This is a genomic window from Lysinibacillus sp. NPDC093197, from assembly GCF_044754025.1.
GTDB lineage: Bacteria > Bacillota > Bacilli > Bacillales_A > Planococcaceae > Lysinibacillus.
The window spans coordinates 319,357-343,762 of record NZ_JBIVOH010000002.1 but is presented as its reverse complement, the minus strand read 5'-3'; the positions used below and the strand labels follow the sequence as shown (position 1 = coordinate 343,762).

General features: G+C 36.5%; 23 protein-coding genes. 12 read left to right on the top strand and 11 right to left on the bottom strand.

Translation table 11 applies throughout. The annotated features are described in order from the left end of the window. Positions 1 to 474: 474 nt before the first annotated feature. Entirely contained in the window at positions 475 to 963 is a 489-nt protein-coding gene (locus ACIP9G_RS07585) for a magnesium transporter (protein ID WP_401018611.1), read from the bottom strand. A 530-nt stretch (positions 964 to 1,493) separates the two neighbouring features. Here ACIP9G_RS07585 and ACIP9G_RS07580 point away from each other — a divergent pair. Next, positions 1,494 to 2,207, top strand: coding sequence for an MraY family glycosyltransferase (locus ACIP9G_RS07580; RefSeq protein WP_401018609.1), 714 nt, complete (start codon positions 1,494 to 1,496; stop codon positions 2,205 to 2,207). A 127-nt stretch (positions 2,208 to 2,334) separates the two neighbouring features. Here the strand turns inward: ACIP9G_RS07580 and ACIP9G_RS07575 are convergent, their stop codons facing one another. The 4 genes from ACIP9G_RS07575 to ACIP9G_RS07560 form a co-directional block, all read right to left on the bottom strand. Continuing rightward, on the bottom strand, positions 2,335 to 3,990 hold the full coding sequence (locus ACIP9G_RS07575) for a b(o/a)3-type cytochrome-c oxidase subunit 1 (RefSeq protein ID WP_340825015.1): 1,656 nt from the start codon (positions 3,988 to 3,990) through the stop codon (positions 2,335 to 2,337). Further along, a complete protein-coding gene (locus ACIP9G_RS07570; protein ID WP_172770986.1) occupies positions 3,977 to 4,468 on the bottom strand; it encodes a cupredoxin domain-containing protein in 492 nt (163 codons plus the stop codon). Before ACIP9G_RS07570 ends, ACIP9G_RS07575 begins: the two co-directional genes overlap by 14 nt. Before the next feature lie 70 nt (positions 4,469 to 4,538). Beyond that, positions 4,539 to 4,661, bottom strand: coding sequence for a hypothetical protein (locus ACIP9G_RS07565; RefSeq protein ID WP_340825014.1), 123 nt, complete (start codon positions 4,659 to 4,661; stop codon positions 4,539 to 4,541). Positions 4,662 to 4,904: 243 nt separating this feature from the next. Then, positions 4,905 to 5,372, bottom strand: a complete 468-nt coding sequence (locus ACIP9G_RS07560) for a chemotaxis protein CheX (RefSeq protein ID WP_340825013.1) — start codon at positions 5,370 to 5,372, stop codon at positions 4,905 to 4,907. A gap of 398 nt (positions 5,373 to 5,770) precedes the next feature. Between ACIP9G_RS07560 and ACIP9G_RS07555 the strand changes: the two genes are divergently transcribed. From ACIP9G_RS07555 to ACIP9G_RS07535, 5 genes are all read left to right on the top strand, one after another. Continuing rightward, positions 5,771 to 6,100 carry a hypothetical protein gene (locus tag ACIP9G_RS07555; protein WP_401018607.1) on the top strand — a complete coding sequence of 110 codons (330 nt, stop codon included), beginning with the start codon at positions 5,771 to 5,773 and terminating at the stop codon, positions 6,098 to 6,100. A 342-nt stretch (positions 6,101 to 6,442) separates the two neighbouring features. Then, positions 6,443 to 7,060, top strand: a complete 618-nt coding sequence (locus ACIP9G_RS07550) for a pyroglutamyl-peptidase I (RefSeq protein ID WP_401018605.1) — start codon at positions 6,443 to 6,445, stop codon at positions 7,058 to 7,060. Next, a complete protein-coding gene (gene pxpB, locus ACIP9G_RS07545; RefSeq protein WP_401018603.1) occupies positions 7,041 to 7,739 on the top strand; it encodes a 5-oxoprolinase subunit PxpB in 699 nt (232 codons plus the stop codon). The genes ACIP9G_RS07550 and pxpB overlap by 20 nt, the downstream gene beginning before the upstream one ends. Before the next feature lie 3 nt (positions 7,740 to 7,742). Beyond that, positions 7,743 to 8,600, top strand: coding sequence for a 5-oxoprolinase subunit C family protein (locus tag ACIP9G_RS07540; RefSeq protein ID WP_401018601.1), 858 nt, complete (start codon positions 7,743 to 7,745; stop codon positions 8,598 to 8,600). Between the two features lie 2 nt (positions 8,601 to 8,602). Next, positions 8,603 to 9,337, top strand: a complete 735-nt coding sequence (locus ACIP9G_RS07535; protein WP_401018599.1) for a 5-oxoprolinase subunit PxpA — start codon at positions 8,603 to 8,605, stop codon at positions 9,335 to 9,337. Positions 9,338 to 9,478: 141 nt separating this feature from the next. Here ACIP9G_RS07535 and ACIP9G_RS07530 read toward each other — a convergent pair whose 3' ends face one another. Continuing rightward, the gene (locus tag ACIP9G_RS07530; RefSeq protein ID WP_340825001.1) at positions 9,479 to 9,799 is read right to left on the bottom strand and encodes a DUF4183 domain-containing protein; all 321 of its coding nucleotides are present in this window, start codon (positions 9,797 to 9,799) and stop codon (positions 9,479 to 9,481) included. Positions 9,800 to 9,822: 23 nt separating this feature from the next. Then, the gene (locus ACIP9G_RS07525; protein WP_401018597.1) at positions 9,823 to 10,248 is read right to left on the bottom strand and encodes a DUF4183 domain-containing protein; all 426 of its coding nucleotides are present in this window, start codon (positions 10,246 to 10,248) and stop codon (positions 9,823 to 9,825) included. A 374-nt stretch (positions 10,249 to 10,622) separates the two neighbouring features. Between ACIP9G_RS07525 and ACIP9G_RS07520 the strand changes: the two genes are divergently transcribed. From ACIP9G_RS07520 to ACIP9G_RS07505, 4 genes are all read left to right on the top strand, one after another. Then, positions 10,623 to 14,234, top strand: a complete 3,612-nt coding sequence (locus ACIP9G_RS07520) for a dynamin family protein (protein WP_401018596.1) — start codon at positions 10,623 to 10,625, stop codon at positions 14,232 to 14,234. A 10-nt stretch (positions 14,235 to 14,244) separates the two neighbouring features. After that, positions 14,245 to 15,054 (top strand): sulfurtransferase, encoded by an 810-nt coding sequence (locus ACIP9G_RS07515; RefSeq protein WP_401018595.1) that lies wholly within the window; start codon positions 14,245 to 14,247, stop codon positions 15,052 to 15,054. 155 nt (positions 15,055 to 15,209) lie between these two features. Then, positions 15,210 to 16,040: an MBL fold metallo-hydrolase gene (locus ACIP9G_RS07510; RefSeq protein ID WP_401018594.1), complete on the top strand. Its 831-nt coding sequence runs from the start codon at positions 15,210 to 15,212 to the stop codon at positions 16,038 to 16,040. 657 nt (positions 16,041 to 16,697) lie between these two features. Further along, positions 16,698 to 17,900 (top strand): NAD(P)-dependent malic enzyme, encoded by a 1,203-nt coding sequence (locus ACIP9G_RS07505; RefSeq protein WP_401018593.1) that lies wholly within the window; start codon positions 16,698 to 16,700, stop codon positions 17,898 to 17,900. Positions 17,901 to 17,963: 63 nt separating this feature from the next. On the opposite strand, the gene ACIP9G_RS07500 is transcribed toward ACIP9G_RS07505, so the two are convergent. The 3 genes from ACIP9G_RS07500 to gdhA form a co-directional block, all read right to left on the bottom strand. After that, on the bottom strand, positions 17,964 to 18,617 hold the full coding sequence (locus ACIP9G_RS07500) for a Yip1 family protein (protein WP_401018591.1): 654 nt from the start codon (positions 18,615 to 18,617) through the stop codon (positions 17,964 to 17,966). Positions 18,618 to 18,851: 234 nt separating this feature from the next. Next, positions 18,852 to 19,538 carry a phosphoribosylaminoimidazolesuccinocarboxamide synthase gene (locus tag ACIP9G_RS07495; RefSeq protein WP_340824991.1) on the bottom strand — a complete coding sequence of 229 codons (687 nt, stop codon included), beginning with the start codon at positions 19,536 to 19,538 and terminating at the stop codon, positions 18,852 to 18,854. A 243-nt stretch (positions 19,539 to 19,781) separates the two neighbouring features. Next, entirely contained in the window at positions 19,782 to 21,155 is a 1,374-nt protein-coding gene (gene gdhA, locus ACIP9G_RS07490; RefSeq protein ID WP_340824989.1) for an NADP-specific glutamate dehydrogenase, read from the bottom strand. Between the two features lie 187 nt (positions 21,156 to 21,342). On the opposite strand from gdhA, the gene ACIP9G_RS07485 reads away from it, so the two are divergent. After that, positions 21,343 to 21,816, top strand: coding sequence for a YaiI/YqxD family protein (locus ACIP9G_RS07485; RefSeq protein ID WP_340824987.1), 474 nt, complete (start codon positions 21,343 to 21,345; stop codon positions 21,814 to 21,816). Beyond that, the gene (locus ACIP9G_RS07480; RefSeq protein WP_401018589.1) at positions 21,806 to 23,128 is read left to right on the top strand and encodes a D-serine ammonia-lyase; all 1,323 of its coding nucleotides are present in this window, start codon (positions 21,806 to 21,808) and stop codon (positions 23,126 to 23,128) included. Before ACIP9G_RS07485 ends, ACIP9G_RS07480 begins: the two co-directional genes overlap by 11 nt. A gap of 69 nt (positions 23,129 to 23,197) precedes the next feature. On the opposite strand, the gene ACIP9G_RS07475 is transcribed toward ACIP9G_RS07480, so the two are convergent. Next, complete coding sequence (locus tag ACIP9G_RS07475) at positions 23,198 to 24,355, bottom strand: pyridoxal-phosphate-dependent aminotransferase family protein (protein ID WP_401018588.1); 1,158 nt, start codon at positions 24,353 to 24,355, stop codon at positions 23,198 to 23,200. Positions 24,356 to 24,406 lie beyond the last annotated feature (51 nt).

The following is a 24,406-nucleotide window of genomic DNA, read 5'->3' as shown; positions in this document are numbered from 1 at the left end:
CATATTAGTGCAGCAAGGATTTATAACGAATACATAAATAAACTTAATAACTTCCTAAATACAAGTTAATCTGATTTTCAACCATTGGGCGTTGTGAAAAGAATCAGTGCTCATTTTTATTAAAGGACCAGATTGTGGAGGATGAGTTCAAGAGGGTGAGCATAATGTCATGTAGCCAAGTGTCAATGAGCAGTTTATTATATACTTTTGTTTTTTGAAAGCGCGGCGTGAAGTCATTTGATTTCTAAGAAATAACACTCTTTAAGGAAACTGGCAAAGCAAATGACGCTTAGATGCTTGACCTGTTAACCTGCTTAAAAGGCAAATTAAAGTATTAAGAAATTTTAAAAGAGCTTTGCTTGCCCTTAAAATAAAGGATTGCGTAGCTCTTTCTAAGATTTTATGCAATTTAAAGAACATGCCCAACAAGTAGAAAAGCTACAATCGGGAAACGTTGCTTCCACAACAACAATTTTATTTTTCTAATACTATACAATATTGTTTTTTATAGTTTTCATTGTTCCAATTGTACATTTGTAACAGATGATTGAGAGATAATTCGTTATGATTAAATCTACTATACGGTGTATTTAGTTCATTATCATCATGACCGATCCATACTCGCCATAGTTCTATTATCTGTCCTTCTCTAATATTGTCTTTTAAGTAATCCAATAATTGCTTTACTCTTAATTCTGAATAGCTAAAATTTACTTCATATATAAATGGATATCCAGTATATTCACTTACATTATAGTAACAGTCTTTATTAATGACTAACTCATTTAAATCCTCTTTATTTTCAACAAATAATACTTGGGTATTCGGATCCATCTTCTCCCAAGGTACCAATTCATGCGGTTTTATTTCTAATTCAATAGCTTCTTTGACCGTAATATACTTTGCTTTGGATTCTATTTCAGGCATTTCAAAATTTGTTGCTATAAATGAACAAGAGCTCATTTAAATACCTCCAAAACTTTATATTTTATAACATTAATTTACTTTTTAATTAAGTATAACATTCCCAACTCGTCGTTTGGTAACACCTTTTTACTTAACATTGTAAAATTGATACCACCTTTGTGTAACAAACCTGCTTACAACGCTAATGGGCATATTCACGAAATAAATGTACTAAAATGGTTATTTTCTGTTTTACTATTTATACCAAAGCCGTACACATTTGTTTCATTCTTATTCCTCAATCAGGCCATTTTATTGCATAACATTTTTTAAGGTATGTTACCAAAAGACGGTTTGTGGACTTTAATATGTAACTTTATCCCATAAAATTCGTTCTTAATTTAAATAAGAGCTTTTTTCCAATTTTAGTAATGGTAGAATTCTTTTATATATGAAGGTGGATAGATACTTTTGATATTTTTAATGAAATTCAAATCACCTTAGTATTAGCTCTATTTTTTGAAAATAATGTATAATTTGGAATTAGGGGATTTAAATCTGAAAAAAATATTGTAGGAGGGGGAAATTTGTTATATTTCGCTTTATTTATTGGTGTTGTTTTAATTGTAATTATGAATAAGCTTACACATGCTTTTAAATTATCAAGCACGTTGGGGTTGCTTGGTCAAATCAGTGCATCACTTGTAATCATAATGGTCGGAAACCTCGAGGTTAGTCATATTAGTCTAGGTAAACACTTTGAATTAGGATATTTGGCGGTTCCATTTACTTTATTACTTCTTGTAGGTTTTACAAATGTAATGAATATAGAAAAAGTGCAAAAGCCTTCAATATTGCTGTTGCCATTCGTTTCTTTAGTTTTTCTCTCAATAGCAGCTTTCTTCATAGGTCATCCATTTGTTTTAATAACGGGGATTTGTTCCAGTTTAACGCTTATGTTTATTCTGCTATACGGCTATTTTACAGGTAAAGTATTTGTGGGGAGAATGCTTACTACGTCAATAGGCTTCATAATAGCTGTGCTTTCAATATCCCTCATTGAAACATCTATTGTAACAATTTATATTCCGTTATTTACTTTAGCACTACCATTCACTTTATATTATTTAATTCAAGATAAAATTACGAATGTACAATCTATTACAGTTAGCTTTTTAACAGCTATTTTATTTGGTTTATTAATGTATATAGTTCCTTTTTATACAATATGGTATTTCATTGTTGGTTTAACGAGTATTTTGGTGATTACTCAATTTTCACGTAAATATCGATTTATTTAGAAACGAAACTTCTTATTCAACTAACGTGGCTTTAGTGAAACAAATATTTATAAAGTAGACAAAAAAAATCTAAAGAAACGTTCCAAAAAACAAGCGATTTCTCTTCAATGAGAAATCGCTTGTCGCTTTACCAAAGCTTAAAGCCTTTTGAGCCAGCTGGTGAGTTAGAGATAATATCAAAGATTGGAATTGTATAAGCAAAAATGATTAATGCTACTAAAATTACAAGCCATACTTTAAAGTTTTCAAGGATTGGTGGTGTTGGACCACTGCTTTCATGGATTGGACCAATAGGGAATTCCTCTTCACCTTTTGGCGCAAACCAAACTAGTTTTATTACGATGTACGTAATGACTAAAATCGCAATGAATAAAATAGTACCGCCAACAGCTTGAGCAATTTGATATGGAATCCAATCATATGCTTGTTGAGCACCGCCATACTCTGAGTAGTCAGAGCGACGAGGAGCACCGATTAAACCTGCAATATGCATTGCACCGGACATAATGGTCATGCCGACGCCCCATAAAACACCCGAAACAATACCAAGTGAATTTAACGACTTCGTTAGTGTACGACCAGTTAAATGAGGTATTAACCAGAACGCTGCACCGAAGTATGTTAACACTACTGCACTAGCAAATGTCAAATGGAAGTGTCCAGTAACCCAAATTGTATTATGGATGAGTTGGTTCATTTGATAAGATGCATTAACAATACCGCCTGCACCACCAGGGATGAATGATAGCATACCGATGAACGGAACTACGAAGCGTGCATCTTTCCACGGTAATTTTTTAAACCAACCAAAAATACCTTTACCACCAAGTTCGCGACCACGTAATTCAAATGTTGCGAATAGGGAGAATGCTGTCATTAAGGAAGGGACAACAACTGCCATTGTTAAAACAACTTGAATGAATTTCCATGTTGTATCAATACCTGGCTCTGTTAATTGGTGATGTAAACCAACGGGTACAGAGAAGATTAAAAACAGCATAAATGATAAGCGAGCTAATGAGTCAGAGAAAACTTTCCCGCCAATGACTTTTGGAATAACAACATACCATACCATATAGGCAGGCAATAACCAGAAATAAACGAGTGCGTGACCGAAATACCAGAATAATGTTCGAGAAAGTAACACATCAACACGTTCAATGAGACCAAGAGACCAAGGTAACAGTTGGAATAAAACAGAAACTGCTACACCTAAAGAGGCCACGAACCACAGTAAATTATTGACTACTACCATAAAAGATAATAGTGGTGAAGTTTGGCCTTTATGTTCTTTTCGCCACTGAACGTAACGTAATATTTGTCCGGCTGCACCAATCCAAGAGCCGACTACTACGAGCGTTAAGCCGAGATAGAAAATCCAATGTGCTTGCAGTGGTGCATAAAAAGTATAGAGAACAGTTGCTTTATTTAATAGCACCATGACTGCTGCTGCTGCTGTACCGATAGTCATTAACCAAAAACCGATCCAACCGAGTAATCGTTGTTTATCTGAAAGTGTACCAGATGTTCGGCTAACCCCAGCAATTTGGAAACCGAATATAAAGAACGTTGTTAAAATAAGACCGAGTAATACGCCGTGAACAGTTAATACTTGATAATAACCAATACCTGCTGGTAATGTGAATTGTCCTGAACGTACAAAAACTTGTAATAAACCAGCTAGACCACCTAATAATAATGCGATAAATGCCACATAAATATGGGCAAGTGCTAGTTTCGCATCACGACGATCCACCTTTGTCAAATTATTATTTAGACTCATTTGGATCCACCACCTTTAGCATAGAATGCATAAGCGTATGTCCTGTACCGCAGTATTCATTACATACTATTAAAAATTCCCCAGCTTGATTGATTTCAGCTACATATTCAGATATATAACCAGGTTCAAGCATCATGTTAATATTTGTACCTGCGATTTCAAATCCATGTATAACGTCTTCACTTGTCGCGATAAATTTTACCTTTGAACCAAGTGGTACTTCAATTTCGGGTGGATTGTAAAAGAAAGCAGATGCCAAAATGACAACTTCGTAATCCCAATCCTTACCTTCTACTTTGTGTACACCTGGATTCGTAAACGGTGCAATTTCTTTCACTTTTTCATAATCGATGGTTTTCTTATTACTGTTTGGATGAGAGCCTTGGTGAAACGCACCAATACCAAGAATAATAAGAAATGCAACTAAAGTAGCTACTCCAAATACAAGCCAGTACTTCTCGTATTTATGTATATGCATATCTCTGTCGTCCTTCCTCTGTCGTATTACTTACATCTTGTTGACGAAATAGTCCTTTTTGCTAATAAAATTAAAAGCGCTCAATGAATAAATTGAAGCAGTAAATCCAAATTAAAATAATGATAATGCCGATTCCAAACACTCCATAAAGTGAGCCTTTTAGATTATCTTCTGACTTTTTTTTGTTGGCCATTTTTTACTCCCTCCTACGCTTTCATAGTGGCTTTCTTAAAGTCATGATATGGTAAATCAAATCTTTTTGATGTGAAAAAAATCACACAACAGAGTGGATTGTGTGAAAGAAATGTGAAATATAGTTGAAATACGAAAGGAGCTGACTCAAATATGAGCCAACTCCTTTTTATGCAGATAACGATTTCGTATTCATAAATACTAGCTATAATTGCATAGAATGTATAGTTTGAAAGAATCCAGATTATGCTCTTATTACTTCTTCCTCAATCGTTAGTAATACTGTTAATGCACCAACGTCTGGAATAGTAACGGGTAGTACAAATGCTTTTTCAAAACCGTATAATTTTGTGTTTCCTACCATTACTGTTGGCGGTGTAATATCTATATCTAGGCTTTCTTGTCCTACTGCTGTACATAGATTACCTGCAATCATGTTTCCGAATTCGCCTGTAAAAGACTCTAGCATTTCGCCTTCAAGTGGCATGCCGAACATAGAGCTGCCGATACCACTAAATATGTCAGGGGAGGAATCTATGATTACACGTCCCTTTACATCTCCAATAAGGCCTATTAGTACACCCATTTGCTGTTGTTGAAAGGGCTCCGAAATAATACTTGGTGATTTCACTTGAATATCCATAGGGAGAATCGTTTTTAATGCATGGATTGTCCCGTTTAAAATAGTTTGAAAGTACTTCGAATTACTCATCATTACCGCATCCTTTTTCCGACTTTTCTACATCTTACCATGTTAAAAGGGTAAGATGAAAGTATGTCTTGACGAAATAGGGCGAAATTTATATTATATTAATGAGAATGATTTTCAAAATCAGTTAATTCACGCTACGGCATTCGTTGCTTTAGCATACTATTTATAAGAAAAGGAGCGGTTAGCAATGACATTCGTATTTATCGGAGCAACAGTTGCTATTTATATTGGAGTGGGGAAATACGTCATGAAACAGGCGACTGCCCATTTAAAATAAAAGCGCTTTCGTTAGTGCTTTTGTTTTCAACATTTTTTACTATAAATGAATATATACCTAAAGAGTATGACCTGCGTCATACTCTTTAATTAACGTAAAAATTTCAGGAGTGGAGTTATTTATGGATTCATTATGTAATTGTAAAGAACTTGTGCAAATAAAAGTGGAAGCAGATTTTGGTTCTGATCCGTTATGGTGTAAGGTTTGTGGCTTTAACTTGGATATGGATAAAATGGAAATTTCTCCTTCTTTAAAGATACAGCTAAGATCATGGATAAATGATTATGGTGTTTGGGTAAAATGTGATTCTGATAGCTTAATTGTTGGAGGTGAAAATTTAGAAAAACAACATAATGAAGTAGGGCTTAAATTAACAGAAAAAGTGAAAAATGAGTTGAAAAATATTAATATTGTATTTCAACCTTCTACTATGTATTTGGATAGTAATTAAAAAGTAAAGAATTACTTACTTTAATCTATAGAATTCTTTTGTCTAAAATCTGAGAGTATGACTTATGTCATACTCTTTTTTTATGGAATTTTACAATTTGCGGCTTCAATTTAGATATGAATAAAATGAGCAATCGATAGTTTAATAGATAAGAAGAAAATTTAGAAAAATAAAATTATTTCATAGCATGGAGAGTATTTGTTGCCGTTGTTTGTTAGAATTAAAAAGAAAATTTCTCTACAACAAGAAGCCATGCAATCAGTAGTATCTACTAAAGTAAAAAAACAAAATAAAAATGGATGGGCACTAAAGCTACGTCCAATAGAAATTTAGGTGATGAAAATGACAAAAATATTATTAACTGGATTTGTACCATTTTTAGATTATAAAATTAATCCCACTATGCAAATTGTTGAATATTTAAACGGAAATTTGATGGACGGCTATGAAATTGTGGGACGTACACTATCCGTAGATTTTCAGCAATCCGCACAGCAGTTGAAACAATATATTGCGGAAATAAAGCCTGAAATTATTATTTCATTAGGATTAGCTGGAGGTCGTTTCAAAATAACACCAGAGCGAATTGCGATTAACGTTAAAGATGGAGAGCCAGATAACAATGGCTATACACCTGTAGATGAAAGCATATATGATGGTGGTGAGGATGCCTATATTACAAATTTACCTATTCGAAGTATGGTTGATCGATTATGTAAAGAAGGATATCCTGCAGAAATTTCAAATACCGCGGGGACCTATTTATGCAATAACATTATGTATGAAGGGCTAGTTTATGCAACGCAACATGAAGGAATTCGTGCTGGATTTATTCATATTCCTGCATCTTTCGAATTAGCTATACAGCATGGGAAAATACCAGGTTGGAACATTCAAGATTTAATAACTTGCATTAAGCTTTGTATCGAGGAAACAATTCATGCAACAACAAATAATTGAGTTTCCTCATACAATGTGGATTAGTCGACACACGATCCGTTTTGCCTTTAATGAAGTAATATCACAAGAAAATTTTCTTATTGTGCAAAAGTTTAATAGCTTTCTTAAAAAAGTACTACATTCAAATCTCATTGAAAGTGTAGCTAGCTATCATACTGTTACAGCATATGTTAAAGACAAAATTGATTTAGTTTTTTTACAAGAACAATGGCTTTTCATGCAAATTACCTCTCAAGTCGATGAAGGAACAAATCGTCAGCTACAAATTCCAGTTTGTTATGATGAGGAATTTGCTTTGGATATGCACCGTGTGATGGATTATACAGGCTTATCATTTGAGGACATAAAAAAAATGCACATGTCTAAAACATATAGTGTATATTTAATTGGCTTTTTACCTGGGTTTCCATACTTAGGTGAGTTAGATAGCAAATTATTTGTACCTCGATTAAAAAAGCCACGGAATTTCGTGTCTGCAAGTTCTGTAGGAATTGGAGGGTTACAAACAGGGATTTATCCTCTCGATTCACCAGGTGGGTGGAATATTATTGGTAAGACGCCGTTCAATTTATTTGATATTAATGGGAAAGACATTTTTATCTTTTCTCTTGGGGATCAAGTACAATTTTATGAAATTACCAAACCTGAGTTTTTAGAAATAAAAAGTAAAGGAGTGTAGCAATTGAAGCCACTTCTTATGGTTAAAAAACAAGGTGTTTATGGGAGTCTGCAAGATCAAGGGAGATACGGCTACCGTGCGTATGGTATTCCTTTATCTGGGCCTATGGACAAAATATCATTTCGAGTTGCCCATTCTATTTTAAACAATGGGAAGTATCAAACATCATTTGAGATGTTTATAGGTGGTTTTGAATTTCAAGCTTTAAATGAGGGAACGTATGTATTGACTGGCGCAACTTGTGATTGTTTAGTAAATGGTAGCCCCATCGAAATGTGGAAAACCTTTCAATTAGTAAAGGGAGATATTTTATCCATAAAAAGCGTTACCCATGGCTCTATTGTATATCTAACGCCTAAAGGTGGATTTCGAACAGATCCAATACTTGGTAGTAAGTCATGCTTACCCATCGTCGGTAATGCGATTAATGTAGGAAGTATCTTATATGGACAGAACGGAGAGACGTTACGATTTACAAGAGGGTTATATGCACCTTTTCGTCCTATAGTTAATACAGCTATTACAGTAAGAATTTTTAAAGGTCCTCATTTTGATTTATTTACAGAAGAGAGTAAACAACAATTTTTGAATAACTCATATCAGTTTGCTGGTGGAAATCGTATGGGCTATTATTTCAAAGGTAACGTCTTACTTTTAAAAGACATAAAAGACATTCTTTCAGAAGCAACTCAATATGGGACAATTCAAGTTCCACAAAGTGGTGAGCCTATTGTTTTAATGGCAGATGCCCAAACGGTTGGCGGCTATCCAATCATTGCAACAATACACGAAGATGATTTACATAAAGTTGCTCAAATGCGCATGTTTAACACAATAAGATTTGCATTAATGGAGGAATAGATATGCCAATTGATATTAATTGCGATATGGGTGAAAGTGTGGATGCTTTTACACAAGACAAAGATGAAGAAATTTTAGACTATGTGACATCAATCAATATTGCCTGTGGCTATCATGCAGGGAATCATACAATGATGCATAAAACTGTACGAAATGCCATCCGTAAAAACGTTCTTATTGGAGCTCATCCGGGATATCCTGATCTTCAAGGATTTGGCCGTCGAAATATGGATTTTAGTGCAGATGAAATATATAATATGATCATTTATCAAGTAGGAGCTTTGCAAGCATTTGTTTCAGTGGAAAAAGGAACACTTCATCATGTGAAGCCACATGGAGCGCTCTATAATCAAAGTGCTAATAATATAGAAAAAGCAACAGCTATTGTCAATGCAGTATATGATCTAAATCCAACTTATGTTTTATATTGTTTGGCTGGTAGTGAAATGGTGAAAATTGCAAAGAAGAAGGGTTTACCAGTATACGAGGAAGTTTTTTCAGATCGTAATTACAATGAAGACGGTACGTTAGTAAGTCGAGAAGACGCAAATGCGTTAATTCAATCTGAGGAAGAAATGTTCGTTCATGTCAAAAGTATTTTGACTTCGAATGAAGTAATGTCGGTGCAACAAAAGAAAATCAAGATTTCTGCGCAAACATTATGTATACATGGAGATGGCCCACATGCATTAGCCTATGCAAAAAAAATTTATGAATTAAGAAAACAATTCGGTTAAGTGAATAGGTAGTATGGATGCTCTAAAATAGGCATTAAATTAATTTAGAGCATCCATACAGATAACATAGCTAATAGTTATATCGCATACTTAATTGCTGTATTTAATAGCAAAATAAGCAGACTGAAATTTTACGATTGATTAAATAATAGTTGATAATTCAACAGCTTCAATAATTATTGGAGTTCCAGCGGCGATAGAAGCTGTAACTATGTTAAAAGTTAGTTCAGTTGAGGAAACTGAATAGGCATCACCTTCCTGTAGCACACCATTGATATATAAATTATAGTACCCATTAATTATGACTGGGAAAGCAGTTGCTGCAGTACCGCTGTCAGTTAAAAAAGTTGTTGCAGCAAGCGTTGTGCCATCTGTAATTGCAAGCGGGGTAGCTAAAATATTGAAAAACCTTGTGGATGTGCTAGAAACATTGACATTGATATTAATAATGGAAAGCGCCATGTGTTCACCTCCTTTCAAAAGTTTTAGTTCACTTCAGTGAAAAAACCAATAGATTCGATAATAATTGGCGTCCCTCTATAAATCGTTGCGTTATCAGCATTTAAGCTTAGGGAAGTCGAAGTTACGGAATAAATCCCACCTTCTTGCATGACGGCATTAATAAAGAGATTTACATAGCCATTTGGATGTTCTATGGAAAATTCTGTTACTGTTGCTCCGTTATCATCTGAAAATAGATTAGCGGCAAGTGTGACCCCGTTCGTCAAATGAATATCTGCTGTCGCTATATAAAAATATCTATTCACTTTAGGTATAATTCTTTCATCGGAAACGATGATGGGAGGAGGTGCAATAACAGGGACATTAAGAGCTGTTATACGTGGCCATATAAATCTATCTTCACAGTCACATAAATGAATAATCTGACGACAATCTTTTTCCTTTACCATATATATAATCACTCCTTTAATTTATTTGTGCCCCTTGCTCCTATCTTCTTGAAAACTTTTCTTATTTAAATATTAAAGGGAGTTAATAATTAAGTTGGTATTGTTATTCACCTTTTCATAGTTCGCTATCCTTCTAAAATATGAAAAAAATCACAAGAAACTTAGTTATGCATCCATTGTGAGGGTAAATGTAGTAGATTTTTTTAGAAGAATCTTGCAATGTCATTTTGGATAAACATGACTTTGTTGACGAATATTACGTCTGAAACCTTGATATATATGCTTTTCAAAGTAAATTAGTGTTATACTTTGCATATCTAATAAGGTAGAATACTAATTGTGAATAATTAAAAGGGTAAAGGGGTTTACGTTTTATGAAAGAATTTGAACAACAACTGGAAGGGCTTTTAAAGCAAGCTTCGTTACAATACATAATATATCAGCATAACGGTGATACAGAGCGTATGGATAAGACATCCCTATTTGCACGTAAATTACAACAAAAAGAGTATGTCATTGGCTTTGCTGGCCATTTCTCTGCTGGTAAATCAAGTATGATTAACGCTTTATCTGGTGAGAATTTACTTGCTTCCAGTCCGATTCCGACGAGTGCGAATATCGTAAAAGTCCATAAATCCGAAGAGGATTTTGCCATTGTCTATATGCACAATGAAAAGCCAGTTAAGTTTGAAGCAGGGTATGATTTTAAAACCGTAAAAGAACTTAGTAAAAATGGGGATCTTGTATCGCAAATTGAAATTGGTCATAGTGCGTCTACATTACCAATGGGCGTAACGGTGATGGATACACCTGGTGTAGATTCAACAGATGATGCACATCGCATGTCTACAGAATCAGCACTCCATATTGCAGATATTGTATTCTATACAATGGACTATAATCATGTTCAATCTGAGTTGAACTTTCAATTTACTAAACAACTAATGAAATACAATCCAAATGTCTATTTAATCGTTAATATGATTGATAAACATAAGGAAAATGAATTAAGCTTCGAAGAATTTAAAGCAACTGTCCACAATTCGTTCTCTGCATGGGGCGTAGTGCCAAAGGGTGTATTTTTCACTTCTTTAAGAGAGCCAGAGCATCCAAATAATGATTTTGAAGCTGTTAAAAAGATTGTTATGGATAGCATGAACGATTGGCAAGATCAGCTTGTTCATACAGCGACAAATACGCTGCGTTTATTGCAAAGCGAGCATGACAATTATTTAATGGAAGAAAAGCAAGATCGTTTAGTTATCGATGAGGACATATTGAGTGCTGATGATTGGGCACACCATCAAGATATTTTAGAGCAATATAATAAATTAAGTCGTCAAGTAGAATTATTCTCTGTGGAAGCGTGGAATGAAACTTTCGAAGAAGAACGTAAAGAATTACTTGCAAATGCGGCAATAATGCCAGCAGATGTACGCGATAAATTACGTCTTTACTTAGAAAGTAAGCAGGAAGGGTTTAAAGTAGGCGGTTTATTTTCAGCAAAGAAAAAAACCGAGGAGGAACGCAATCGTCGTAAAGATGATGCGTATAGTGCGTATCAAACAGTTGTCCATGCACAAATTACGGGTCACTTAAAAGCACTAATGAAAAAAGCATTAAAAGATGTCGGTGCTTTAAGTGAAGAGCGCGCACAAGCAGTGGATGCCTATGTGTTTGATTTACCATTTTCATTGATTGAACAACAAGTGCAAGTCGGGGCAATATTAACTGGAGATGCAGTTCTCAATTTTGCCAACCGTGTTGCCGAGGCAACAAAGCGTTATTTTATTCAAGAAACAGATGTGTGGAAAGATGCACAAGCAACAACGTTACAAGCTGTTGCAACTGAAACCGCTGCTCCATCTAAGTTGAAAATGGCTGGGATGCAAGCGAAAGTAGATGCTATTCAAGCAGTGCTAGAAATCGAAGGCTATCAGCAATATAGTGCAGGAGTAATGCATCAAGCAAGCAATGAAATTCGAAAAGAAGCGAATTATCAGCTCGAAGTTTGGGATAAAGCGTTTGAGCAGGACTTAGCTGATATTCGAATATTTGACGAATCCATGTTAAAGCCAAAGGAAGAGGTTTTGCAGCAAGAGGAAGCACAGCAGGCGGTAAGTGCTGCGAGCTTGCCAATTGATGGTGTTATTAAGCGTGCATTGCATACAGCAAATGCAGTAAAAGAAGTACAAGGTTTTGCTGAAGTAGCAAGTTATTTAGAAAACAAAGTAGAGCGATTACAGAAAAAAGATTTTACGATTGCATTATTCGGTGCGTTTAGTGCTGGGAAATCTTCATTCTCTAATGCACTAATGGGTGCAAATGTTTTACCTGTATCACCTAACCCAACAACGGCGGCTATTAATAAAATTCGACCAGTGACACCAGAGCATCCTCATGAAACAGCAGATGTCCAGCTAAAAACTACTGCACAAATGCTTGAGGATATCCAAGGTTCATATGAGGCAATTGGTTTAACCGTTACATCGTTAGAAGAAGCGTTTAACCGCGCAGATGAGGGACTTGCGGTACAGCTTACAGATGAGCGATTAAATGTGCATAAATCGTTTATCCGTGCATACAAAGAAGGCTACCCAACATTTAAATCAGAACTAGGTCAAGTTTTACGTGTAGAGCGAGAAGAATTTGAAAAATTTGTCGCACAAGAAAATAAATCATGCTTCGTAGATAATATTGACTTCTACTATGATAGTCCGATAACGCGTATGGGTGTAACACTTGTTGATACGCCAGGAGCAGATTCAATCAACGCACGTCACACTGGGGTTGCTTTTGAATATATTCGTAATGCAGATGCCATTTTATTTATTACGTACTATAATCATGCATTTGCGAAAGCTGACCGTGAGTTCTTAATCCAATTAGGACGTGTCAAAGATGCGTTTGAACTTGATAAAATGTTCTTTATCGTCAATGCAATTGATTTGGCGACGACAGAAGAAGAGCAAGAAGATGTCAAAGGCTATGTTCGTTCGGAATTACAACGATTTGGCATTCGCTTCCCTCGACTATACGGGGTATCAAGCTTAATGGCTTTAAAAGAAAAAGTAGAGGGCGGGTCATTTGCATCCGGTATGCCTCCGTTTGAGGATGCTTTCCATACATTCTTAAATGACGAACTAAGTGCATTAGCGGTGCAAGCACTTGCAGAAGAAGTTGATAAAACAGAGCAACGTTTAGGGGATTTAATTGCTCAAACAGAGGAAAACTTAAAACGTAAAGATGAACGTTTGGCGGAGCTAACAACGCTTGAACAGCACGTTAAATCTAAGTTTAATGCGTTAAATACTAGCATGATGGAAAGTGAGACAAAGCAGGAATTAGATGAGTTACTGTATTACGTCTTGCAGCGTGTTTATTATCGCTACCCTGAATTCTTTAAGGAAGGCTATAACCCGTCAACTTTTGCCGCTATGCCTGCACAGCAAGCATTAGAGCATGCGTTGAAAGAAGTGTTACAAAGTTTACGTTTTGACTTTACGCAGGAAATGCGCGTTACAAACTTCCGCTTATCACAATTTATTAGTAAGAAAATGCAACTGCGCTTTAAAGATGAAGTACGTGAGTTAAAAGAAATGAACCGTAGTTTCTCATTTTTAGCATTTGAATCATCAGAGCCAGATTTATTAGCATTTGAAGGTCCATTTGCCGATATTTCAAAATATGTAAGTGTGAAATCGCATTTCCGCAATCAAAAGGCATTCTTTGAGAAAAATGAAAAAATGAAGTTAAGTGAAGCGTTAGAAGCATTAACAAAACCAGATGCACAAAACTATTTAGATGGACAAAAAGTATCTCTAATGACTTGGGCAATTACCTTTATCCTTGAGGAAGCAGAGAGATTACGTCTGCATATATACCATCAGGCATTAGAGCAAATTGCTACTGAACGACTTGCATTACAAGAAGAGAGTCGACTAGCATCGTGGAAATCAATTTACGCACAACTACAATACGCATGAGGTGATTCACGTGGGAAAAGTATTCAAAACAGTTGAGGAAATTCAAGTTGATAATGTCCGTTTTGTGGATGCTCGCTATGATTTACAGAACAAAGAATCAGGAAAACAAGCATTTGAAGCAGGTCATGCACCTGGTGCTGTGTATTTAGATTTAGAGCAGGATTTATCGGATATGACAAGTGAAAATGGCCGTCATCCGATGCCGAGTAAGGAAAAGCTAACGTCTGTATTTCAAGAATTAGGCCTCCGCTATGAAGATCAAATCGTCGTTTATGATCAGGGGGCATCACCGTTTGCACCGCGCGCTTGGTGGATGCTAACGTATGCAGGCTTCCCGAATGTCGTTATTGTCAACGGGGGAGTGGCAGCGCTTGAAAACAAAGTGACTTTCACAAAGGATATTGTCAAATATGCCCCAACGACAATCGACTTTAATTGGCAAGATTATCTTTATGCACCGCGTGAAGCAGTGAAAGCCATTGTGGATGGAGAGCAGACAGCAACGCTATTAGATGCACGTGCCGCTGCTCGCTACCGTGGTGAGGTTGAACCACTTGATAAAGTAGCTGGCCATATTCCAACTGCTAAAAACTTTGATTGGGAGCAATTAAAGGTAGAAAATACACTGCAAGCCAATGATGCGCTGCGTGCAAAAGTTGCACAAGATGAACATATTGTTGTGTATTGTGGTAGTGGTGTCACAGCATCACCACTCTATGCAGTACTTGCCGATGAAGGCTACGAAAATATTCAGCTCTATACAGGTAGCTTTAGTGACTGGATTACTGAATATGATGTAGAAACAGGAACAAATGAATAATTTATTGTAATAAAACGCTCACATAAAGTGGGCGTTTTTTCTTTCTTCAAAATAGAATTGCTAGTCCGTTTAATAAATGGTAACATGCGCCAAAAAATGACTCGCCATTCATTTTGTGCTACAATTTTTTTTACAAAGGGGAAGGGGGAGAAAATATGTTTAAACTAGAGAAAAGCATTGCTATTGAACAAAATGATGACGTGCACTGTGCACATGGTAAGGTAGCTGTTCAAGGTATTGGCATGAGTGTATATAGCTTTTATGTGGATGGCTTACTAATTGATACAGGTTCGAACTCACTTACAGAGGAATTTCAATCTTTTTTTCGAGAGCTACCGATTGAACAAGTTGCCTTGACTCATTCGCATGAGGATCATTCAGGTAATGCTGCATGGATACAGCAACATATGGGTGTCCCTATTTATGTTCATCATGAGTCGGTTGCGGATTGTGCACAAGATGGAAACTATCAGTTGTATCGTCAAGCGCTATGGGGACAGCGACCAGCGTTTATTGCACAGCCGTTTCGTGACACGCTTGAAACAAAAACGGCTACATGGGATATTATTGCTACACCAGGACATACAACAGATCATTTGTCTTTTTATAATCGTGCAACAGGTGCCATGTTTACAGGTGATTTATATATTCAAACGAAAACAAAAGTTGTACTTGATGAGGAAAACGTTGTACATACTTTGGCATCGTTAAAAAAACTACTACACTATGATTTTGAAAAGGTATATTGCTGCCATGCAGGTTATCTCGCAGATGGTCGGGCAAAAATTATCGAAAAAATTGCCTATTTAGAAGAACTGGAGGGAGAAGTTCGGAAGCTCTATGAACGTGGCTTCTCTGTAGATGATATAACGAAAGCAATCTTTCGTAGAGATTACCCGATTACAAAAGTATCGGGAGAACAATGGTCGTCCAAACATATTATTACGGCTTTTACGAATCAATTTATGCAAGAGTCCTTACGTTAAGGGCACTTCAATCTTTTTTCGTTTAAATGCCGTTGATTTCCGCTGTGATGATACGCTTTCCGCCGGCACACTGTAAGCCACAACCTTCGCTAACGTATGTCTGCTGCGTATTACATTTTGTGCCGTCCTCCGCTCCAATCAACTGAATATAAGGCATCAAGTTGTAATACTTGATACTTTTTTTCGACACGCTGAGAGTCCTTATACTAAGGACTCTTTTTTTATGAATTTTAGGGTGAGGTAGGTAAAGTTCTACATTCCTCTGTAAAAAAATGATAGCATGTAAGAAATTTTCGATTTAATAATAAAAATGTTTGTGAAAAAATGTGAAGAAAATGTGGCAAAGATAGTTGTAACAATGGATACGCTTACATAAGTTTGTGAAATTCTTCTCATTTACTGTAGAAAAATACTATGTGAAAAGTTGAACAGGCTTAGCGCCGATATAAGTGCATTTTGGTAATGGCGAAACAGGTTGTTTATTATTTCGATATAATTGATTGTGAAATTGATAACAAAACAAAAAAATGTATTTATCGACGAATAATGCTGATTTATCAAAGAAAATTTTGCTTTTAGAGTTATTTTCGTTGACTGTTATTTCACAAAGTATTATGATTCTGACATACAATAAAAACATAAAAAGGGGCGGATAGAATGGATATTATGAAAAAAGCGTTAGATATGCATGCACATTATAGTGGAAAATTAGAGGTGATTTCAAAGGTTCCTGTACAAGACTCTTATGACCTTAGTCTTGCATATTCACCAGGTGTAGCGGCACCATGTATCGAAATTGAAAAAAACCCATCTCTTGTCTATGACTATACAATGAAGGGGAATATGGTTGCGATTGTTTCGGATGGTACTGCAGTGTTAGGTTTAGGGGATATTGGACCGAAGGCAGCACTACCTGTTATGGAAGGAAAGGCAATCTTATTAAAGCGTTTTGCCAATGTTGATGCTTTCCCAATTTGTTTAGATACAAAAAGCACAGATGAAATCGTCAGCATTGTGAAGGCGCTTGCGCCAACATTTGGTGCTGTTAATCTAGAAGATATTTCGGCACCGCGTTGCTTTGAAATTGAAGATCGTCTACGTCAAGAATGCGATATTCCAGTATTTCATGATGATCAACATGGCACAGCAATAGTTGTAGGAGCGGGCATGATTAATGCGAATCGAATCGTTAAAAAAGATGTTGCGACGATGAAAGTAGTCATTAATGGTGCGGGTGCAGCAGGCATCGCCATTTTACGTATTCTTGTGCAAATGGGGTATAAAAATATTTATATGTGCGATACAAAAGGGATTATTTATGAAGGTCGCGCGGAAGGTATGAACCCGATTAAAGAGGCAGTTGCACATTTAACTAATCCAGAAAAAATTCATGGTACGTTGGAAGACGCACTTGTAGGTGCAGATGTCTTTATCGGCGTGTCTGTTGCGAATTTATTAACAGAAGCACATATTACATCTATGAATGAAAATCCGGTTGTCTTTGCATTAGCAAACCCGAATCCAGAAATTACGTATGAAAATGCTAAAGCTTGGGGCGTTCGTATTATGGGTACTGGGCGATCAGATTACCCAAATCAAATTAATAATGTTTTAGCTTTCCCGGGAATTTTCCGCGGAGCATTAGATGTACGTGCTACAGATATTAATGAGGATATGAAATTAGCGGCAGTTGAAGCTATTGCTTCTCTTGTTAGCGATGAAGAATTAACAGAAGAATATATTGTGCCTAAATCTTTAGATGTGCGTGTTGTTGAAATTGTTTCACGTGCTGTCAGTGGGGCAGCTGTTGCATCTGGTGTATCTGAGTTATTCCAGCAACAGACGGTACTTTCCGTTTAATCTGTAGAAAGTCGGTTTTAAACTAAAAAATCTCCCCTCTCATTTGAGAGTGGGAGATTTTTATTACATCATGCTAATACCGATAAGGCCAATAAAGAGAACAGCAACCAATACAAAGACAATGACTCCTCCGATGATAGAAGGAATAACTATTGTAAAAAATGCTTTCCAATTCGAGATTTGATGTGCTTCCGCTACAACAGCCACTGTCGTGACGAAGGACCAAATGCTAACAACAGCTGTCACTAACATCGTTATCCAAAAAATCCAAGGAACAGACCCTAATAAGTTAGTATCCATTAACGATTCAGGAGATGTAATTAGCCAAATTAAATAGAAAGGAATGGCTAAAATAAATGGTACAGCAGTTAAGCTTAGTGCTTTAAATAAGTCTGAATACGTTGCAGTACCTTTGAATAATTTACCAAACAACCAGAAAATAAGGGTAGAAAAGGCTGTGCCGATAATAGCCGCGATTGGCGCTAAAATTACACAAAATAGCACGATAATCCAAGGGGATACGTCAAGCAAGAAATTACTATCTATAAGGCCAGAAAGCAAAGAACCGATATAACCGATGGACATGACAAGAATTGCATAACCAATCGTTTTAGCATCAATCATGTAGCGTGCTGCTTGCTTTGGATGCATCCAAGTAGACAGAAACGGATTAACTTTTGGCCTTTCTTGTTGCGTTGTTTCATTATAGTTTTCCATTAAACTACCTCCTGTGATGATAATATTGCTTCTACTCAATATACGAGTGAAGTGGTGAAAGGTTTCAAAAATTGTCTTAAATGGGACTAAATTTTTTTGCCCAACGTATTTGAGCATAAATGAAAGACATACTTATAGCTACAGGGAATTATCGGTAATTTATAACAGTGAGGTGTTTTGCAAAAGAAGAAAAAACCTTCTAAGTAAATGGATTACTTAGAAGGGGATTAGTTATTAGTCTGCTAACATAATTTTTTCAAGTTCTAATGGCTCGATGTATTGTTCGCCTTTGTATGCACGCATATTACCGCCAGAAATTTCATCAATTAATAATATTTCATTTGTTTGTGCATCACGGCCGAATTCTAATTTAATATCGTAAAGCGTTAAGCCTTTTTTTGCTAGCTCTGCACCGACGAATTTAGAAATTTCAATTGTGCGTTGTTTTAAAATTGCATATTCTTCATGTGATAACAGGTTTAACATTGCTAAAGCATCTTCAGAAATTGGAGGATCTAGACGATCGTCATCTTTGATTGTTACCTCAACGAAAGAATCCAAAGGTTGTCCTTCTTGTACATAAGCGCCATAGCGTCGTAGGAAAGAGCCAACAGCTTTGAAGCGACAAATGACTTCTAATCCTTTGCCGAAAACTGTTGCGGGCTTTACAGTCATTGTAGCATCGTCGAAGTTTGCATCTACGTAGTGAGTAGGGACACCTTGTTCATTTAGTTTTGAGTAGAAATAAGAAGTTAAGCGAAGACCAGCTAGGCCAGCACCATCAATTGTTAAACCTACAGTATTTGCACCAGGGTCAAATACGCCGTTTTCTCCAGTTACATCATCTTTAAATTTTAATAAGTAATGACCATCTTCTAACTTGAACACATTTTTCGTTTTACCTGTATACAATAATTCCACTTAAAACCCTCCAATATTTCATAGTACCTTATAATTATAACACGAATGTTTAGAATGTTTAATATAAAAAACGTTCGTTATAATCTTATTTATGCTTATTTTTTTACATGTTTTATACAAAAAAATAAGATGATAACGAATATTCGTTATCATCTTAAGTGAAATTAAGAAAATTTAAAATTTTAATAAAGGATTCTAGTTACTAGATGGTAGAATAACCGAATAAATTGTATCAAAGGTTATTTAATAGATACCTTCAGAAAGCATTCCATCAGCAACTTTTACAAAGCCGGCGATGTTAGCCCCAACTACTAGGTTTCCTGGATAGCCATATTTATCAGCAGCAGCTTTACTATCTGCATAAATATTTTTCATAATTTGGTGTAACTTCGCATCTACTTCTTCAAATGACCAGAATATACGGCTAGAATCTTGTGCCATTTCTAGTGCTGATACCGCCACGCCACCAGCATTAGCTGCTTTAGCAGGCCCAAATAATACACCAGCGTTTAAAAATTCGTTAATTGCTTCAAGATCAGATGGCATATTGGCACCTTCACCGATTGCTTTTACACCATTTGAAATTAATGTACGAGCAGCGTCGCCGTTAATTTCGTTTTGTGTTGCACATGGTAGCGCAATATCACATGGAATAGACCAAATTCCTGTACAACCTTCTGTAAATGTAGCATTTGGACGGTAGTCGACGTAAGTTGATATACGGTCACTTTTTACTTCTTTAATTTCTTTAATGACATCAAGATCTAATCCATCTGCATCATAGATATAGCCTGAAGAATCAGAGCAAGCAACAACTTTTGCACCGTATGCCTGAGCTTTTTCAATTGCATAAGTTGATACATTCCCAGAACCAGAAATAACAACAGTTTTACCGTCAAATGAATCATTTACGTCTTTTAACATTTCTTCAACAAAGTATACTGTACCGTAACCAGTTGCTTCTTTACGAGCTAATGAACCACCGTAACCAGGCGTTTTACCTGTTAATACTCCAGATTCGTTTGCTTTTGTAAGGCGCTTGTATTGCCCCCATAAATAACCTACTTCACGAGCACCTACACCGATATCACCAGCAGGAACATCGACATCTGGACCAATATGACGGTATAATTCAGTCATGAATGCTTGGCAGAAACGCATGATTTCTGAATCGGATTTGCCTTTTGGATTAAAGTTAGATCCACCTTTACCACCACCGATTGGTTGACCAGTTAATGCGTTTTTAAAGATCTGCTCAAAGCCTAAAAACTTAATAATAGATTCGTTTACTGAAGGGTGGAAGCGAAGCCCGCCTTTATAAGGTCCCATGACGTTGCTGTACTGTACACGATAACCACGGTTTACTTGTACTTGGTTGTTATCATCTTGCCATGCTACACGGAATGAAATGATGCGATCTGGCTCAACGATACGAGAAAGAATATTTGCCTTAATATATTCTGGATGTTGTGCAAATACAGGCACTAATGAAATGAAAATTTCTTCAGCTGCTTGTAAAAACTCCGCTTGATGACTGTTTTGGTTTTTCAGTTGCTCGAACACGCCGTCAACGTATTCTTTTGCTAATTGATCGTTGCTTACAGTTGTTGTTGTCATATTGAAAACCTCCAATTTAATTGATAGGTGTATCGTATATCTATTTTTCACACTATTCAATAAAATACTTTTTCCAAGTCGAATAAGTTTGTGAAAAAATGAGCAATCGGGGTCTTGAAATTGTTATATCAAAATAATATAGAGGTGCTTGATTCATCTAATTATGAGAAAGGAATGATGCTTTATTGTGAAGGTATTAATTGACGCTGATGCCTGTCCAGTCGTGGATTTAGCGCTATCTATATCATCTGAGTTTGAGATTGAAACTATCTTGTTTTGCGATACATCACACCGTATCGAACGTGATAATGTAATAACAATTATTGTGCCGAAGGGGCCAGATTCGGTTGATTTCACGCTAGTGAATGCGCTTTCAAAACATGATATTGTGATTACGCAGGATTACGGTTTAGCAGCCATGGTTTTGGCAAGAGGAGGCTATCCAATCGATCAAAATGGTAGGGAAATGTCTAGTGAAAATATCGAACGTTTGCTCGATATGCGCCATGTTGGTCAGAAGATTAGACGTGCAGGCGGACGAACCAAGGGACCTAAAAAAAGAACGAAAGAAAACAATATGTTGTTTGAAATGAAATTTCGACAAATTTGTGAACGAGCAATTTTAGCGCAAAAAATGGAGGGGTCTGCAGATGGAAAATAAACTAAAAAACGAATTATTTCACCTATATCCGAAACTAGAAAAGATTAAAAATAGGGATACTGTTTTTTGGGAAAACACAAAAAGGATGAAAAAAGCGAGTACAACTCTCTTTTCAATAGAAGAGGTTGACGATGCGGAAGAAACGCTAAAACGCTTTTCTTCCTATTTAATTATCGCATTTCCTGAGCTAGTAGAAAGCAAAGGACTGATTGAGTCTTCTATTCAACAGATTGATGAAATGAAGCTAGCACTTGAAAAAGAGTTCCGAATATCAGTTCCCGGTCAAATATTTTTGAAATGTGATCATGCGCTACCTATTTCGGGTTCAATCAAGGCACGAGGTGGTATATATGAAGTTTTAAAGCATGCCGAGCTATTGGCAATTGCGAATGGTAAGTTGAAAGTAGACGATGATTATGCAGTGTTTGCCACAGAAGAACTACGAACGTTCTTCCAGCAATACACGATTGCGGTAGGCTCAACAGGAAATCTAGGTCTTAGTATCGGCATAATGGGCAAAAAACTAGGGTTCAATGTCGTTGTACATATGTCGAGTGACGCAAAGGAATGGAAGAAGGCATTATTAAGAGCAAAAGGGGCAACGGTCATTGAATATAAGGCAGATTATAGTGTAGCTGTAGAACAGGGAAGACAGGAAGCTTCGCAAAATCCAATGTGCCATTTTATTGATGATGAGAATTCAAAAGATTTATTTGCGGGTTATGCAGTGGCAGCGAAGCGCTTAAAAGTCCAATTACAAGAGGCAAATATTCAAGTGGATGATGCACATCCATTGTTCGTTTATTTACCATGTGGTGTTGGTGGTGGACCTGGTGGGGTTGCATATGGTTTACGAGAATTGTTTGGGGAACATGTTCATATTTTCTTTGCTGAACCAACCGCTTCACCTTGTATGACCATTGGGCTCATGACTGGCTTACATGATGAAATCAGTGTAGAAGATATCGGCTTGGATAATAAAACAGAAGCGGATGGTCTAGCTGTCGGACGTGCTTCAAAATTCGTTGGGAAAGTGATGGAAACATATATAAGTGGCTGTTTTACAGTGAAAGATGAAGAATTGTTTACTTCACTCGGTTTAGCCATGGAATCAGAAGATCTATTTTTAGAACCATCTGCACATGCGGGGATGTTCGGACCAATGCAGTTGATGACTAATGGGCGAGATTATTTAGAGAAGCATCATTTATTAGATAAAATGGAGCAAGCTACACATCTTGTCTGGGCAACAGGGGGCAGTATGGTGCCACAGGAGATGCGCGAGGAATATTTTAAAAAACTCGTTAGATAGTTTCATACAGTAAAAATAGACTGCTGATCGATTTTATCGTCAGGCAGTCTATTTTTGGTAAAGTATGTGTTATTTTTGTTGGGCCGCTAAAAATACTTTATGCGCTGCGTTAACACCTGCACCTGGCTCAAAGTCGTAAGAAAAGTCTTGCAGTGCCGCCTCCATTAAAGAAACCGCTTGTAAAACATCACTAGGGAAGCAGTACCCCATATGGCCAAATCTGAAAATTTCTCCTTGTAAATGACCTAATCCACCCGCAAAATCTAGATGGTATCTTTGTTTAAGATGTGTCAAAAATTCACCTAATGCAATCCCTTTAGGAGCCATTATTGCTGTAATAGTAGGCGAAGCGTATTCATCGGCTGTCAAAAGCTCAATATTAAGTGCTTTCATCGCACTGCGTACCATGTTTTTCATCAGTTCATGACGGGCAACAGTTTGAGAAAATCCACCTTCTTGTTCAATAAGTTTACACACTTCGTGTAGACCATAAATTAGTGTAATGGCAGGGGTATTCGGTGTCATACCTTTCTCTGCCCAATCGCGATAGCTTAATAAATTCAAGTAATAAGATGGTGCTTTATTTTCTTCAATGACCTTCCATGCCCTGTCGCTTACACTAACGAGAGAAAGGCCAGGTGGAAGCATCATCGCTTTTTGTGAGCCTGTTACGAGAATATCAATGCCCCATGCATCCATTTCAGCAGGAGCACCACCAATACAGCTTACGCCATCAACAATTACTAAAGCATCACTTTCTTCACGAACAACCTGTGCTAATTCTGCAATTGGATTTAAAATACCTGTTGAAGTTTCATTATACGTAACAAAAACGGCTTTAATATTTTGCAAAGGTTGTAAAAAGGTACGTAACTCTTCAGCTGTGCATGCTTGTCCCCATTGTTTCGCAAGCTTATGTACGTTAAAGCCATATTTTTCACAAATCGAAACGAAGTAATCCCCAAAAGCGCCTACCGTAATGACGACAACGTCTTCACCTGCACAAACTGTATTGACAGCTGCTGCTTCTAATGCTGCTGTACCACCAGATGGAAGCAATAAAATGTCCTGTTTAGTGCCGAAAATAGGTTTAATGAGCTCAGTTGTTTCACGATATAGCTCCACAAATTCATTGCTTCGATGGCTGAAGATATCTCGGTTCATCGCAAGCTGAACCTTTTTTGGAATAGGTGTCGGCCCTGGATGTCTTAAAATATTTTCATACATAATTAAAAATCCCCTTTGCTTTAAAAGTTAGAAAGTCTAAATTTTCTAACT